Origin of the sequence: Cocleimonas sp. KMM 6892 (assembly GCF_035798195.1) — a bacterium.
GTDB classification, from domain to species: domain Bacteria; phylum Pseudomonadota; class Gammaproteobacteria; order Thiotrichales; family Thiotrichaceae; genus Cocleimonas; species Cocleimonas flava.
The window spans coordinates 1-16,002 of sequence record NZ_JAPFBV010000002.1 but is presented as its reverse complement, the minus strand read 5'-3'; the positions used below and the strand labels follow the sequence as shown (position 1 = coordinate 16,002).

Genomic DNA, 16,002 nt, shown 5'->3' with positions numbered 1-16,002 from the left:
TATGCATCAAGCGTTAACACATCCAAATTCTTTTTCCTCGCGTATCTAAACCATTATTAACGCATTACATTGGTCATTCGCATGAACTTGAAAAACACTTTACTCATTGGCGCACTCTCCGGCTTTATCGTTGGCGTATTATTTATCTACGTACAACCTCTGTTTGGCATGTCGCCACTGACAGATAGACACGCGGCGGCTTACACCCAACTGAGTAATATAGGTCCATCTATAGCATTGATAGTTGCCTGGACTGCTCATTTACTGGTATCCATTGGATATGGCATTGCGACGGGACTGGCGTTATTCATCAGCAAAGACCTGCTTTCTTTCGGCATATTTATTGCCGCACTGGGGTGGATCACAACGGTTATCGCTGGTCCTGCGAATCAATTAATCGTTAGAGTGGTGACCAGAGATGGTTTTCCATCGTTGAATGGCTTGCCTCCTCTAAACTTTAACCTTGATGCAAAACTGCTACTACATTTGATTTTCTTTTTAGCTATCGGCGTATTTCTATTAGGCTATAGTTATCTTGGTAAACACAAAGCCGACTCACTCCGTCAGGCGGCTTAAGGGCTAATTATCAATCTAACAATCAGGAATCTAACCATGCAAGAAGCGTATATCATCGGCAATATTACCGTTAAAGATGAGACTAGATGGGCAGAATACAAAAGCAAGGTTCCTGATACATTGATTCCCTGGGGAGGCACTCTCGTCTTCCGCGGGGAAACGTTGAAAGGTTTTACGAACAGCTCCGCGCGCGCAGATTCCTCACATACCGATAACGTTATTATCAAATTTCCAAACCAGCAATCTCTGGATAACTGGATTGAATCCGATGCCTATCAAGCGTTAATACCTAACCGTGATCTGGCGGCTAATATTGATCTGGTGAGTTATCTGTCGATGGCTTAACTGTTTTCGCTTTCACACCATCCATATCTGTTACTTTAAGGCAATTAATGTAAACTGCCGAGCTTGTTAAACCAACGACTCTAGCTTCGCAAACCGATATGAACACTACTGATATTTTTGCCTTTTTTGCCGCTCTATTCTCAATGATGAATCCTATTGGTGGTGTAGGTATTTTCGCCAGCCTCACAGCCGACAGAAGTGAAGAGGAATCTCGTAAGATTGCCAAAACCTGTGCATTTGCATCAGCAATTACCTTATTGGTGGTTATTTGGGCGGGTGGCGGATTCCTTCAATTATTTGGTATAACCGTCAATGAGATCAGAGTAGCCGGTGGTTTAATCGTGCTTTTAATTGGCTTACACATGCTATTTAACAAAGATGACCACAGAACCAGTTCGGCCGAGACCACGGTTCACTCAAGCCACGATTCTATCGCGGTGGTTCCACTAGCTATCCCTTTACTAGCAGGTCCGGGAACAATGGCAACCGTGATTGTCGCTAGCCAAAACCATTCTGGTATCAGCTCTGACTTTATAATGTCGGTGATCGTAATCATCGTTAGCGCCATCACTGGTGTTTTGTTTACCTATTCACGCGTTGTTGCCAATTCTCTGGGTGAAAGTGGTATGGCAATCGTCTCTCGAGTAATGGGGATGATATTGATGGCGATGGCAGTAGGTATGCTGGCCGAAGGATTACGCGCGATGTTCCCTATTCTTAGATAGTCGGGATCAAATAGCTCAGTACACACACTAAGGTGCAAATAGCAGAGCTATAGTAAATAAGGCCCAAAAGCCTTGGTTTGCCTTATTTTTATTTTAACGGAAAAAACCACGTATAAGTGGGGGGGTGGCTTTTGCTATCTTCATACCCCTTTCCAATTCACTAATAATCCTCTATTTCAATAAAGCCTTCAATTCATCGCTGGCTGTCTTTTTATCCTTGATTCTTTGATACGCGGTTTTGCCGGTTTTATCCTTCAGCGATTTATCAGCGCCCAACGCCAGTAATATTTTTGATTTACTCAAGGCATCTTTCATACCGTGACTGGCTTCGTGCATCAGTGGCGTTACTCCCCTATCATCCTGCGCATTGACGTCTGCGCCTAATTTAACTAATTCTTTAATGAATGTTTCATCATTTTTCGCAATGGATAAGGACGACATGCCATCGTCACACACGATATTAATATCGGCACCGAGAGCCGCAAGCTTCTGCACACCAACGAGATCACCGTATTTGGCCGCGTAAAATACCGGATTACAACCATCTTTAATGGTTTTTCCATCCAGTGTTTCGAGCGCATCAAGATTTACTTTTAACTTTTTCCCTAGGTCGATACCCGATATCCCTGCATCATTCTTAATCGTGGGGTCAGCCCCGTTTTGCATCAGAAGACCAATGAGGTAGCTGTTATACACTCTGAAAGCAGCATGCAGTGGCGTATTACCTTTCGCCCCTTTAGCATTCACATCAAAGCCTTTATCCAATAAATAGCGAATGATATTCGGGTTTTCACCCATAGTTGCAGCCAGTAACAGGTTACTGCCATCTTTGGCTTTATGTTGCAGATTGCCACCTTTGGCGACGAGTGTTTCAAAGAAGGCTTGATCGCCTTTCGCGGCTGCGATGAATAGCGGACTCATACCATCTTTCGCGGTCATATTTACATCAGACCCTTTTTCAACATACTGTTTAATCTTGACCAGATTGCCTTTGAAGATGGCTTTTTTATAATCTTCGTCACCCATCACGATACCGAAATCTTCAGGTTGACCGACGATCTCAAAATTCTTCGCATAACGTTTACAGCTGGCTTGTAGCTTCTTCTTTTTCACATTAGCCTGACACTTTTTCAAAGCTTCGCTATCAGCCAAATCTGGTGAGAAAGCCCCTTCTGCACGACCACATGCCTGCTTACCTGATTTATCATTGGCTAAGTAAAAGGCTTGATGCTGACTTCCGCGCAGATAGTATTTAAATTGAAACAGGCACGGACCTTCGTTAATGATTTCTCTGCCCTTATTCAGATACTCACTGTACTCACTACTGCTTAAATATTTGTCTGATTTGGGGACAAGATTCACACCAAAATCATCCGCACTTAGCAGAATCTGTTTGTTTTCCGCATACACTTTACACGCACTTTTAGGTGCATTTTTGCCGCGTTTTGATTTATTGGTTTTACAGGCTTTAAGTGCGCTTTGTGTTACCGATTGCAAATTATCACCGAAACTTTTGCCACAGGCATATTTACCATCAGCATCAAGACTGTATGTAAAAACTCTGTGTTCTTTATCCTTTAAGTGAGTTTCATAGAAAGGCAGACAATTACCCAGAACGAGTTTCTTTGCTTCAGCCAGTAGCGCTTCTTTTTGCGAGTCGCTCAGCGGTGTATTGTCGGCTGGGGTAATCTGTGAAAAATCACCCTCTTTCACCAGGTAAGTGCCATCGGCATCAACCACCAAACATTCCGCATTTAATTGGTGTTTGGCACAGGATTTAATCGCTTCTCTCTTTGCAGTTTCAACGTCTTTAGCGCCGTAATGCCATTGGCATCGATCCTTGCCCGTCTTTTCTTCTCTCACATAAACAAAGGCTTTATGTTGTTTCAGGTTTTTATACTGCGTCTGATAAGCATTGAGGCAGCTCTTGTTCAAAATACGCTCAGGAGCCGGAGCAGCCCAGCTTAAAACGGGAAATAATAGGATTAAAACAAGCAGTTTATTAAGCATATTCAAAATCATGTTGGTAGGTTTTGTTAGAACGTAACTTATGGCAGCTACGATTTTCGATCAAGCTTTAATTGAAGCAAAATACCTAATAATCAAGTGGCAGTTAATTAACTACTTATCAAGTATAAAAAGAATCATTAAAAGCAGCTTAAAGTTTAAAAATGTGACTTATTTAACATTTGCTTAATCTTAACGCTATAGAATCACAGCGAGAAAAAACTCATCAAAAAAAGATAAGAGCGCCATGACTTTTTGTCGCTTTATAATTTTTTTGTTATCAGTACGTCATATTGGTCTATAAAGTAATAGAACAACAAGATGCATGCCTCCATATCCACGACTGATTTGATCAGGTTTACGATATAAAAGCACTAATGCGCAGAGAACTAAAGTCAGGAAAGAGTTTTAAAGAAGTGTAAGTTTTTATTTAAAAATTGGGAGAAAAAAGATGTTCAGTTACAGTTTATTATCTGCAGCAGCAGTGCCTACCTTAAGCGGTATCATGTTATTTATACTTAGCTTATCGCTATTTTTTGTAGCTTTTAAGGTATCAAAACAAAAAAGTGCGAATACCGGAAAATTCTTTATCACACTCATCGGAGTTGGCGCACTAGTGTCAGGTATGGGTGGTGTTAAATTAGTTACTGATGCGGAAGCTATTGTATTTATTGATGAACTTCCTTTAGTTGGATCAAAAGGCCAAGTTCAACTACAAAATCTTGATGGACTAAATACGTTCCAAAATCTAGATAATTCACAAAGAACGTTAGTCGCAGGAGCACTTACTAATCCTGTAGGATCAACGTGCACAGCCATAGCGCGCACTAGGGTTCAAAAAATAACAGCAGCAGCTCCACCGGAAGCAGTCATTAATAGCGATCCTGCCTGTACTGAAGGCACGCATATTACTTTTAAAGCTGTGTGTTATTTTGATTGCGTACTTGATAATCCATTATAAATATAAACATGATCTTTTAAAATAGGGAGAAAAAGATGTTCAATTACAGTTTATTAAATGCAGCAGCAGTACCAACCTTAAGCGGTATGATGTTATTTATACTTAGCTTATTGTTATTTTTTGTAGCTTTTAAAGTATCAAAACAAAAAAGCGCGAATACCGGAAAATTCTTTATCACACTAATCGGAGTTGGCGCACTTGTGTCAGGCATGGGCGGTGTTAAATTAATATCAGATGTATCAGCAGTCGGCTATGCTTCTCTTCCTATAGTTGGATCAAAAGGTTCGGTTACTCTTAACCCCAATGGAACAAGTATATTTCAAAATCAGGACGGGGCACAAAGAACATTAGTCGCAGGAAAAATTGATCTGAGCGGATTTCCTGAAGGTGCATTTTGCAAGTCCATATTACAAGATGTTACGCCTAATACGACTGATACGTTTAATTATAACCCTTGCAATGAAGGTGATCATATTCCTTTTAACGCAGTTTGTAGATTTGAGTGCTCAAGCTCTGGAGGCGTCCAGTAAATTAAAGAATTATCCTGAGATGAGCTCAAATTAGGAACTGTAATTTACTGTGTTTACTCATGCAGTTTAACTATTCCCATCATCTTACATTTACTACATCCTAATCATTCATTGCCAGCTATCCAGTTGGCAATGAATTTTTCTAAAAAACCAAAATATCTTAAAAAAGAACCCCCAAAGAATAGATATCTATTAGCAACAATATCTATTGCTAAAAGTGTCCATTACCAACAAATGTCCATTACCAATAAATGCCTATAAACTGACACATGTCTATAAAAGCCAACAGTCGATGCGCTAAAATAATAAGGTGATAAACATTGATAGATGTATTTTTTTATAACAAATAGCCCACCCTCATAAAATGAACAAAGCAAAAGATGTAAAACACACTAGATACATCTTGGATGGATTACATCCACGGTTATTGCTTGTTCTTTATTTACTAATATCTTCACTGCCTCTGGTTTTAGCGTATCTGCAAAACAAACCATTGCGCGAATTTCCCAATGAATTTGCATCAGCTTTCGGACTGATTGGTTTCACCTGGATGTTGATGAGCTTTTTACTTTCTGGGCGTTTTCGTACCATTTCCGGAAAAATTGGCATCGATAAAACAATGCGCCTGCATCAGGTAATGGCGATTGTGTTGACCGGGTTCATTCTCCTTCACCCATATTTATATACGTTACCGATGAATGAGGACTTGCCGTGGGACCCGACGCATCAACTTTACCTGACGCTCCCCCTTTCTGCTTTTATCACGGGAATGTTTGCCTGGGTATTGCTCCCTGTATTCGTTGCGCTTGCGTTGTTTAGAGATCAACTTCCCTATCGCTACGAATCCTGGCGCGGTTTACATGGCTTGGCTGCGCTAGTGTTGGTCGCCGCCAGTTTGCATCATGTACTCGTAGCAGGTCGTTATAGTGAAGATTTGATGATGAAGCTTTTCTGGTTTGGTTTAATCGCAATTGCATCACTAACGTTAATCCGTACCTACCTAATCCTCCCGATGCTACAAAAAAAGCGTTTGTACAATGTCGTGAGTGTCATACCAGCAGCGCTCAAAACCTGGCATGTAATGGTAGAAGCCAATAAGAAAAAGAGCAGTGACTTTACTTTTAAAGCGGGACAGTTCGCCTGGTTAAAACTACAAAAAGATCCATTCAATCTAACCGAGCATCCATTTTCGATTAGCTCAGCCCCTTCTGATCTGCCACAAATACGATTTACGATTAAAGAGTCAGGTGATTTCACCCGAGAAATCGGCACTATCACCGACGGTCAACATGCGTATCTGGATGGCCCACACGGCTATTTCATTATCGATGATCAGACGTTCGACGGAATCGTGATGCTCGCCGGTGGTATCGGTGTCGCACCGATGATGAGTATCATCAGGCAAATGGCTCACGATAAAGATAATCGCCCAGTAAAGCTGTTATATGGCAATCGTATCGAAAGCCAGATTGCCTTTAAAGATGAGCTTAAAGAAGCTGCCAGCAACATCAATCTGGATGTGGACTATGTACTCTCCGACCCACCACAGGGCTGGCAAGGTTCTACTGGCTATCTGGATGAAGCCGTCATAAAAGCAGCGCTGGTTATGCCCAATCCAGAAAAGTGGCTATACCTACTCTGCGGACCACCTGTGATGTTAGATTCAGCCGTGGAAACACTTCAATCAGCGGGCATTCCCAAACAGCAGATTATCTTTGAGAAGTTTTCATACCTCTAACCAAGCGCATAAAAAAAGTGCTTATAAGTAGGGGGGTGGCTTTTTGTTTACTTATTTTTAACCTATTACCATCACTGTATTTCATGGCTTTCAATTAAGTACTTCTGCTTAAACTATGAAACAATACCCCGCATGACTACATACAATGACATCTGGTACACCAGCGAAAACGGTTTGCGTTTATATGCGCGAGATTATTCCACTACGCTTGATAAAAACCCAAACGCAAAAACCATACTCTGCATGCATGGGCTGACAAGAAACTCCGCCGATTTTGAAGATATTTGCAATCAACTCGCTGATGATTATCGCTTAATTGTGGTTGATCAAAGAGGACGTGGTTTGTCTGATTATGACCCCGATCCGAACAACTACAATCCCCTGGTTTACGTTCAGGACATGTTCCTATTATTGGCAGAGTTAAAGCTTTCATCGGTGATTCTTTTCGGAACATCAATGGGTGGAATCATGTCGATGATGATGGCGGCGATGAAGCCAGACATGATAGATGCGATGATTATTAATGATGTAGGCCCTGAAATTGCAGAAAAAGGACTCGATCGTTTAAAGAAGTATGTCGGCAAACAAACGCCCGTAAATACCTGGGAAGAAGCGGCCAGACAAACAGAAGTAATTAATCGAATTGCATTTCCAGATGCCACTAACGAAGACTGGTTAAAATTCGCAAAGCGTTTATACCGTGAAGATGAAAACGGTCGCCCCATAATTGCCTGTGATCCTAATATTGCAATACCGCTACAAGACAATAGCGATAACAGAGTGGCGCCAGACCTCTGGCCTATCTATGAACAGATTCTGGATAAACCCATGCTGCTCATTCGTGGCGAGCTTTCAGACATTATTGATGTTGAATGCGTAAAAAGAATGCAACAGATGAAACCCGATCTTGAGGTGTTGGAAATACCGAATGTAGGACACGCTCCACTCTTAAGTGAAGAAGCTGTGGAACCTGCTATAGCAAAGTTTTTACAAGAATCTATCTAGACATCAGCATATATCTAAATGACACCCCCCTACTTTAAGCGACTTTTCATTTTGTTGTTTAAAAAGTGAATTGAGTTTATGCAAAGCAAAGGTACTTTTATAAACTGACTCTTAGGTTGAAACCATTTTCAGGGTAATTAGTGAAACGCTTTGTGATTGATATCTAATAATTGATGTTCACGTGCAAATCACGCGAACATCAATTCAGACTTATTTGCTGTTATAAGCTTTAGAAACTGCATAACTATTTTCAAGCCAGTTCCAGCTTTTCACTTTGCCATCTTTAACATGCACCCGAACAGCCCAGGTGAATTTTCCAGTATCGACGCCAGAATTATTCGCGATTGCGCTCATGGTACCCATGAACATCGCCTGATCAGCTTTTGAGAAACTGTAATCGGTACTCCAGCTTGTTACTTTTAAACCTGCACCGAATGCTGGCATAAATGTCCCCATCACTTTTTCTTTGCCTTCCCAATTTCCAATCCATGGGATGTTTGGATCACCTTCGTTGTGCCAGACGAAATCATCACTCATTAATTCATTGAGCGTCTTTCCATCACCACTTCCTGCTGCATTCAAAAATGACTGGGCAACCGCAAGTGTTTTATCAGATTGTTCATCGGCATGAGCCACTCCTGCCACATTCGTTAACATCAACCCTGCTAGTAATACTGAATAAATATATTTCATCGGTGTAACTCCTTCTATCTCTTTAAATTTGGGCTGGTCGTTGATGAAAACACCCAGCCCTTGTTGCCTTTAACCTGCTGATTACGTGCTTTTTACTTACCTTTCAATTGACCAAGCGCACCAGACCAGTCTTCAACGTGATAAGTCTTAACGATTTTGCCATTTTCAATGGTGTGGATATCAATAGTTAAAATATCGAAGCTTTTGCCTTTGCCATCAACACCAAATAAAGGCCCCGTTGGCGTACCTGTTGCGCGGCTTCTAACGACAACGCGATTACCTGATTCGATCATCTCCTGAGGTTCCCATTTAAGGTTTGGGATTAATTTAGAGAAAAAGCCTATCTGACCTAAAAATGCTTCTTTAGATTTATTTTTCCCCGAATAGTTTCCAATACTCTCCCAATCATCAGCGATGTGCGTGTTGAAGTTTTTTACGGCTGCGGCTGACCCAGGATTACTTAGAAGATCATAAAACGTTTGTGTCGTTGCTTTATTATCAGCTGCTGAAACATTACTCATTGCCATCATTGGAAGCGCAGCAACCATAAGTAATGCAAAAATCTTTTTGAAAATATTCATCATAAATGTCTCTTTTGTGTGTTTAGAAAATTAAGCAGTTACATGTTGTAGCCACAAAAAACATTCTATCGACTCTCTCATTGTTTGATAATATGCCTTTAATTAATTTCATAATTCGATAAAATGAGATAATGCTCAATCAACTCAGACAAATCGCCGTGTTTGCCAAAACAGTCGAACACGGCTCATTCCGTAAAGCGGCGCATGCTTTGAATCTCTCTCCATCTGTGGTCAGTCATCACATTGCCAAATTGGAAGAAGAACTAGGAGTAGCCTTGCTATACCGGTCTACCCGTAAACTCTCACTCACCTCCGATGGCGAAGCGCTACTGATTTCAGCGCACGCCATGCTAGAAGCTGCAGAAAGTTTTTTAAATGTTGCCACTAAACAGTCGACACAACTTATAGGAAATTTAAGCGTCACACTTCCGGCGGTTTTACAACAATCGGCTTTGGTTAATCACATCGGTTCGTTTGCTAAGTCACATCCCAATGTCATTCTAGATCTCGATTTTTCTGATTTAACCACCAACCTGATCAATGATGGGGTAGATGTCGCAATCAGAATGGGCTGGTTACAAGACAGTGGACTCAAAGCGCGAAAACTCTATGACGTAGATCGATACGTCGTCGCATCAGCCGACTATCTCAAAACCAAGCCCAATGAAATAACCGTTGAAGAAGTCGAAACCTGGGACTGGATGGAGCTTTCCTCGGTTGGCCTTGCGAATCTTTATTCTTTTCCAAATAACCCCAAAAGAGTATTCAGACCCCAATCCAGAATTCGGGTTAACAGTGCCTACGCCATACATAAACTCGTCTCAAATGATAACGGCATAGCTGCATTGCCAAAGTTTCTGATAAAAGAAGAACTTGAAAGTGGTAAATTAGTACATGTATTACCAGAAATAGAAATTAAATCTGTCGGTGTTTATGCGGTGTGGCCGCCGAATGCGCCCAAGGGAGGTTTGACGAGTCGTTTTGTAGAACACTTAAAACAGAATATACAATAGTTACCCCCCTACTTTGAATGATATTAGTTTTTTGTTGTTTGAAAATGTAAATAGAGCCGAGCTTGCGAGACAAAAGCTTTAGCTGACCCTTTAGGATGAGGCGTAGCCGAATAATTTATGCTTTGCGAAGGCACTTTTTTTAGTTAATCATGAAAAAAAACAAAGACATTCCATTACATTCTTTTAAAAACACTGTTGATAATGTACAGAGTTCTCAGGGAAAACCACTCGAACCCCTTGATCCAGAATTTCCGTTTGTAATGACCAGTTTTGGGGCCATGAATGAGTCAGCTCAGGCAAAATATCCACATCGTCATGATTGCTATGAAGTGCTGTATATTTGTGAAGGCGAAGGAACTCATATCATTGATTTCGAACCCTATCCCGTAAAACCGAATACATTCTATTTCCTCTCCAAAGACCAGGTCCATTTTTGGCAATTAAGTAAACCATTAAAGGGCTATGCCCTGCTTTTTACTGAAGAGTTTTTAGGCATTCCTTCTTCGAACATTATCAGGACCCATGATTTCTCCTTTTTCCACGATGTGGGACAAGCCCCCTACCTTTCTATCGATAACAAAGCATCTGCAATGGTGAATGGATTGTTTGATGGAATAGAGCAGGAGTTTCGCAATGAGACTGTGCGAAGTCTTTCCGTATTACGTGCTTATTTACACATCCTACTGACACAACTTCATCGTTTATATGATGTTGATCACCCAGAAAGACACGCCAAGACAACATCGCCTATCGTACGACAGTTTTCACAACTGGTATCCGAACACTTTATTTCGGAACATTCTGTAAAAGACTACGCCAACAAAATCGGGATTAGTACCAGCCATCTCACCGATACCATCAAAGCTGTTACAGGACAATCACCGGGAAACATTATTCGACAAAAGCTTGCGGTAGAAGCTAAGCGTTTACTGGTGCAAAGCAACGCTAGCATCGCTGAAATCGGTTATCACCTTAACTTTGAAGACTCGTCCTATTTCGGACGATTTTTTAAACGTGAAACCGGTATGAGTCCTGCAGCGTTTCGCCAGGAGATACGAGAAAAATACCAGATTGACTCAGAGAAAACCCCTTGATTTAAGTCAAAAGATTGAATGATTCAATCGAAAATCCGCGAAAAGTACCAGAACACCCGTGTTCAGTCTCTATATAAACTCCTGCATTAATTCATCATATCCCCATAGCATGAATTAACCATTAGCATTCAAGGAGAGAACAATGAAAACTCAACTAAGTACTTTATCAATACTAACCACACTTCTTATATCAGGAAGTGCCGTTTATGCAGATACTGACACAAGGCAGGATTCAAAAACCTATAAAATCGCAACACGTTTAAGTGACTATACGCGCCCAATAACGTTTACCCCGACAAAAGCCATACCAGTAAACGGTGCAATTACCGAAAATATTGTTACCACCACTCAAAACATATTTAACAAAGAGGCTCTTTTCCTCAAGAAAGGAATAGTGAAGCCTGTAGGTGAAGACCAATTCAGTGCATGGGAACTTGTCAGTGACGAAGGTGGTACTGATCATGATCAAACTGCGCCAAACCCTTTAACCTATTATGCGGCAGGTTCAGCCTCTAGTTTATTAACCCAAATTGAAAGAAGCATAAAAATATTAGGTCTGGATGTTGAGGATGTAAAAATAGAATCAAAAATATTTTTTAGATTCGACGATCCCATGACAAAAAAATGGTCTGGCTACACGGATAAAGTCATCTCTAATATTCTCATTAAAAGTAATGAGCCACCCAAAAAAATAACAGCATTAAAAGAAATGGCTCTTAAAGCGTGGGCTGTGGGTGAAGGACTGGCAAACAAAACCACTATCGATGCTGCAATTGTCATCAATTCAGATAATTGGTCAGGGATGACAGTTCATGCAGGGAAAGTAGAATCCCCTATTTCTATCGACAATGGTTTTACCCTAACTAATGTCACACCTGATTTAACGTTTGAAACAATGGACATTGAAGAAGACCTCGCTTTTGGCATGCTTGATATGCCAAACCCTATGATATTCCCAGAAATTGCCATTGCCGAATCTGCAAATGATGCAGGCAGACCCTATATGCATAAGATCAGAGCGAAATCATTAACCCAAAATTATCAAACCTGGGAGCTTTATGCTGATGATAGCCGTGGATATTCTGGAATGGATAAAGCGCCAACTTCAAGAGACTATTTCACCGTAGGCACATCCTTTTGCTTAATGAGTCAACTTTCGATAAACAAACTTCTCTTCCAGAAACAAGGCGTCGAAATTAAAAATTACCGGGTAGAACACCAGTTTAATTATCAGCAGGATAATTTTATGACTCCCTCAATGACGGGACATCTGGATGATGTCATCACCAGAGTCATCGTCACCAGCGACGCTGCAGAAGAAGCGGTAAATGAGTATGCCAAACAATCACTTCGTATGTGTTTTGCAGGAGAAGGCATTCAAAATGAAACCGAAATGGAAACCAATGTTTACCTCAACGGAAAGATCGTAAAGTAAGACAAAACACCCTCTTGAAAGACCCTTTCAACAGGGGTAATTATCAAATGAGATAAAGGAACATAGAAATGAAACAGCTAAAAAATCTACTGCCCGCTAATGTCAAAAATACATTGAGCGTGTGTTTTGCCACGGTTATTTTAACAATAAGTGGAGTAGCGACAGCCGAAAACACGTTTGATACACAGGCGGTAAAAGACAAATACAGTGTTAGAGATTATGTTTATGCGCCAATGCCTGAGCGCGGCTACAACTATTATGAAATTGCCAAAGACACCTATTTCGTTCATGACGAATTCGAACACATGGTCTTTTTTGTCACAGACGACGGGGTGGTTGTTTATGACCCCAAGCCAGATGTCTCGCCATTTGTGCTCAAGGTAATTCCTCAAGTCACCGACAAGCCCATCACTCATGTAATTTACTCACACCATCATCGAGACCATTCTCAGGGGGCTTATCTTTTTCCGGAGTCAGCAGAGTTGATTGCCAATGAACGAACCACCAAATTTCTGGCAATTGCAAAAGACCCAAAACGTCCTATGCCTGACACAACCTGGTCGGACAGTTATGTACTGGAAACTGGCGGCCTCCGACTTGAATTCAAAGATTTAGGACGGAACTGGCATTCTCAAGACGACACCATCATGTACGCACCGCAACAGAAGATCTTGTTTGCTACTGATATGTTCCACGCTGATGCCGCTCCCTGGATCCATTTTGGTGAATCTTCCGACCCAATGTTCGCCTTTATGTTGCCCGGCATACTATTAGATACTTATGATTTTGAGTTTGTTATTCCCGGTCATGAACGCATTGTACCCACCCGAGCTCACATGGAAACCTATAAAGCGTTGATAGCGGACATGCAAAAGATTCTATTTGAGGTTGTAAAATCCCCTGCATTCCAGAAAAGCGCTGAAGAAGCAGCCAAACGTTATAAAGATGGTCAAGACCACTGGGAATACAAAGAAAGTATCATGACAGCGTCGAATCTGTGCGCGAGTAAGTTTATCGAAAATTGGGCTGGGCGCGTACGTAATGCCAACTTGAATGCCGTGGAAAACTGCCAAACCATGTTTATGCATCAGATAATTCTTGATCCATAAAACTTAACTACGTTAAAGGCGAATACTAGCTTCTGATTGGGTTAGTATTCGCTTTAATTTTTATTACTTTTCATGAGAAACAAGCTATGAGTGACATACCACTAAATTAGCAAACATCCAATTAATGGACAGGTGACCGAGAAAAAGGCGAGGTTCGAATTGACGACTTACCCGTAATGCTCTCCGGTTCACCACATGATGACTACCGATTTTGTCCAGTTGATATTGAGACTATTATTAAAACCGCAAAATGATCACTGAACGGCGTTAATTCAATTATCGAAGATATTTAGCGTCATTATTAACACCTAAAATATACAAGAGAAAACCATGCCTAGAAAATTTTTTGCAGTAGCCTTGCTTGTCTCATTTATAGCAATGTCTACATCAGGGTTGATGATGTTTTTCATTGAAAAACCATCGTTTACTATTCAGATGCACCCGGTACATAAACTCTTCGGGCTGGTAATGATCATCTCGGTGATTGGCCATCTTAGTTTTAACTATCGATCTCTATTAACTTATTTGAAGACGAAAACAATCGCAATATTCGGCAGTGTATTGGTATTTCTACTGGTATTTCTCTACGGTGTAGCGATCAACAATAAAGTACCCGACAATATTGCGATACCGATGGATGAACTGGCAGGTCAGGCAGAATCACACGAGTAACAACAAGTTTTAAGGGGCACTTTTTTAATGAGTTTACATTTGAGTGAGTTTTTCGTCGCTAGGAGCGTATTTCTTTTTCACTTATTTTAGAGATCAGTCACGAGTTCACTTCTTTCTTTACTGCGTGAAAAGCCGCATAAAAGTACAGGGGTGTGTTTATAAGTGTTATCTTTAAGATACTTATTTATTCAGCCTTTACCCCCCAAAAACTAACGAACTCTATGACTGACTTTTCAGACAGCTTTTCTATTCTCTATCAAGATGATGACATCGTAGCGATACATAAGCCTGCAGGTCTTTTGGTTCATCGATCGTGGATGGATTCCGACGAAACACAATTCGCCGTGCAGATGACCAGAGATGCCATTGGCCAAAAGGTATTTCCCGTACATCGTCTGGATAAGCCCACCTCAGGCGTTCTTATCTTTGCCCTATCATCAGAGGTTGCCCGATTACTTCAAGAACAATTCCAGAATAATAGCATCGAAAAAGAATACCTCGCTCTGGTACGAGGCTGGCCAAGCCATGCAAAAGATCATGGAAAATGGATAGTCGATAAACCCCTCAAATACCATGTCGACAAGTTCTCCGAACCCGATACTGAAGAAGGGAAAATGCAAGAGGCTGAAACACATTTTGAATGTCAACAAACAGCAACCATTCAGCAACCCGTGGGACGCTATGATTCAGCCAGATATACCATAGTAAAAGCGATGCCGAAAACCGGCAGAAAACATCAAATACGTCGTCACCTGAATCACTGTAATCACCCAATTGTGGGAGATGTAAATCATGGGGATCGTCATCACAATCACTTTTTTCAAGACTATTTTAAGCAGACTCGCTTATATCTGGCAGCTACACAGATAACGCTTACGCATCCGATTAGTTTGGAGTCTTTGGTGATTGAAGCACCTATAGAGGCTAGCTTTCAGCGAGTGATTGATCAGATTGATTGGGATTAGAAAATTGTCACCCCCCTACTTACAGGCACTTTTTTTGATTAATATTTGAGTGGGCTTTTTCGTAGCTTGTGAACTTTATTCTTTCCCTCTTACTTTTGGTTATCGGCTACGAGTCACTTTCTTGTCTACAGCTACAAGAAAGTAACCAAAGAATAGCCGCCCCGATAAAGCACCCTGCGGGTTCACTGCGCGTTTCGCAAATAATGGGAATGAAGGGAACTCGCTCCTATCGTCACTCAAACAACCTTAATCCTGATCCATTATTTACTGTAATGCTCGTTGCTTTAGAGGGTATTTGGTCGCTAGTTTTGATTCTTGTCTTTTTAATGATTATTAAGTCACCCCCCTACTTTGAATGATATTACGTTTTTGTTTTTTGAAAACGTAAATAGAATTTATGCAGAGCTAGGCACTTTTTTTTTAATTAATATTTGAGTGGGCTTTTTCGTAGCTTGTGAACTTTATTCTTTCCCTCTTACTTTTGGTTATCGGCTACGAGTCACTTTCTTGTCTACAGCTACAAGAAAGTAACCAAAGAATAGCCGCCCCGATA

17 protein-coding genes are annotated in these 16,002 nt (G+C 41.0%); 13 read left to right on the top strand and 4 right to left on the bottom strand.

Translation table 11 applies throughout. The features are described 5' to 3' along the window. The first annotated feature begins 81 nt into the window (after positions 1–81). The 3 genes from OO007_RS05660 to OO007_RS05650 all read left to right on the top strand — a co-directional run bounded on the left by OO007_RS05660 (position 82) and on the right by OO007_RS05650 (position 1,646). A complete protein-coding gene (locus tag OO007_RS05660) occupies positions 82–576 on the top strand; it encodes a hypothetical protein (protein WP_325808066.1) in 495 nt (164 codons plus the stop codon). 36 nt (positions 577–612) lie between these two features. Then, positions 613–921, top strand: a complete 309-nt coding sequence (locus OO007_RS05655) for a DUF1330 domain-containing protein (protein ID WP_131905699.1) — start codon at positions 613–615, stop codon at positions 919–921. A gap of 98 nt (positions 922–1,019) precedes the next feature. Next, positions 1,020–1,646 carry a MarC family protein gene (locus OO007_RS05650; RefSeq protein WP_131905700.1) on the top strand — a complete coding sequence of 209 codons (627 nt, stop codon included), beginning with the start codon at positions 1,020–1,022 and terminating at the stop codon, positions 1,644–1,646. 171 nt (positions 1,647–1,817) lie between these two features. Here OO007_RS05650 and OO007_RS05645 read toward each other — a convergent pair whose 3' ends face one another. Continuing rightward, positions 1,818–3,656 carry an ankyrin repeat domain-containing protein gene (locus OO007_RS05645; RefSeq protein WP_325808065.1) on the bottom strand — a complete coding sequence of 613 codons (1,839 nt, stop codon included), beginning with the start codon at positions 3,654–3,656 and terminating at the stop codon, positions 1,818–1,820. Between the two features lie 448 nt (positions 3,657–4,104). Here OO007_RS05645 and OO007_RS05640 point away from each other — a divergent pair, with 448 nt between their 5' ends. The 4 genes from OO007_RS05640 (at position 4,105) to OO007_RS05625 (ending at position 7,887) form a co-directional block, all read left to right on the top strand. Beyond that, complete coding sequence (locus OO007_RS05640) at positions 4,105–4,614, top strand: hypothetical protein (protein WP_131905702.1); 510 nt, start codon at positions 4,105–4,107, stop codon at positions 4,612–4,614. A 35-nt stretch (positions 4,615–4,649) separates the two neighbouring features. Beyond that, on the top strand, positions 4,650–5,144 hold the full coding sequence (locus OO007_RS05635) for a hypothetical protein (RefSeq protein WP_325808064.1): 495 nt from the start codon (positions 4,650–4,652) through the stop codon (positions 5,142–5,144). Between the two features lie 364 nt (positions 5,145–5,508). Next, on the top strand, positions 5,509–6,882 hold the full coding sequence (locus OO007_RS05630) for a ferredoxin reductase family protein (RefSeq protein WP_325808063.1): 1,374 nt from the start codon (positions 5,509–5,511) through the stop codon (positions 6,880–6,882). 132 nt (positions 6,883–7,014) lie between these two features. Continuing rightward, entirely contained in the window at positions 7,015–7,887 is an 873-nt protein-coding gene (locus OO007_RS05625; protein ID WP_325808062.1) for an alpha/beta fold hydrolase, read from the top strand. A 210-nt stretch (positions 7,888–8,097) separates the two neighbouring features. Here the strand turns inward: OO007_RS05625 and OO007_RS05620 are convergent, their stop codons facing one another. Both OO007_RS05620 and OO007_RS05615 read right to left on the bottom strand, forming a co-directional pair. Further along, entirely contained in the window at positions 8,098–8,580 is a 483-nt protein-coding gene (locus tag OO007_RS05620; protein WP_325808061.1) for a nuclear transport factor 2 family protein, read from the bottom strand. A gap of 92 nt (positions 8,581–8,672) precedes the next feature. Beyond that, complete coding sequence (locus tag OO007_RS05615; protein WP_207907034.1) at positions 8,673–9,164, bottom strand: ester cyclase; 492 nt, start codon at positions 9,162–9,164, stop codon at positions 8,673–8,675. A 128-nt stretch (positions 9,165–9,292) separates the two neighbouring features. Here OO007_RS05615 and OO007_RS05610 point away from each other — a divergent pair, with 128 nt between their 5' ends. From OO007_RS05610 to OO007_RS05585, 6 genes are all read left to right on the top strand, one after another. Then, positions 9,293–10,174 carry a LysR family transcriptional regulator gene (locus OO007_RS05610; RefSeq protein WP_131905707.1) on the top strand — a complete coding sequence of 294 codons (882 nt, stop codon included), beginning with the start codon at positions 9,293–9,295 and terminating at the stop codon, positions 10,172–10,174. A gap of 149 nt (positions 10,175–10,323) precedes the next feature. Beyond that, positions 10,324–11,268 (top strand): AraC family transcriptional regulator, encoded by a 945-nt coding sequence (locus OO007_RS05605; protein WP_325808060.1) that lies wholly within the window; start codon positions 10,324–10,326, stop codon positions 11,266–11,268. Between the two features lie 142 nt (positions 11,269–11,410). Beyond that, on the top strand, positions 11,411–12,703 hold the full coding sequence (locus tag OO007_RS05600) for a hypothetical protein (protein WP_325808059.1): 1,293 nt from the start codon (positions 11,411–11,413) through the stop codon (positions 12,701–12,703). Positions 12,704–12,771: 68 nt separating this feature from the next. After that, a complete protein-coding gene (locus tag OO007_RS05595) occupies positions 12,772–13,812 on the top strand; it encodes an MBL fold metallo-hydrolase (RefSeq protein WP_325808058.1) in 1,041 nt (346 codons plus the stop codon). 330 nt (positions 13,813–14,142) lie between these two features. Beyond that, positions 14,143–14,484, top strand: coding sequence for a DUF4405 domain-containing protein (locus OO007_RS05590; RefSeq protein WP_131905711.1), 342 nt, complete (start codon positions 14,143–14,145; stop codon positions 14,482–14,484). Positions 14,485–14,705: 221 nt separating this feature from the next. Beyond that, positions 14,706–15,449 (top strand): pseudouridine synthase, encoded by a 744-nt coding sequence (locus OO007_RS05585; RefSeq protein ID WP_325808057.1) that lies wholly within the window; start codon positions 14,706–14,708, stop codon positions 15,447–15,449. 99 nt (positions 15,450–15,548) lie between these two features. Here the strand turns inward: OO007_RS05585 and OO007_RS05580 are convergent, their stop codons facing one another. After that, positions 15,549–15,689 carry a hypothetical protein gene (locus tag OO007_RS05580; protein WP_325808056.1) on the bottom strand — a complete coding sequence of 47 codons (141 nt, stop codon included), beginning with the start codon at positions 15,687–15,689 and terminating at the stop codon, positions 15,549–15,551. Positions 15,690–16,002 lie beyond the last annotated feature (313 nt).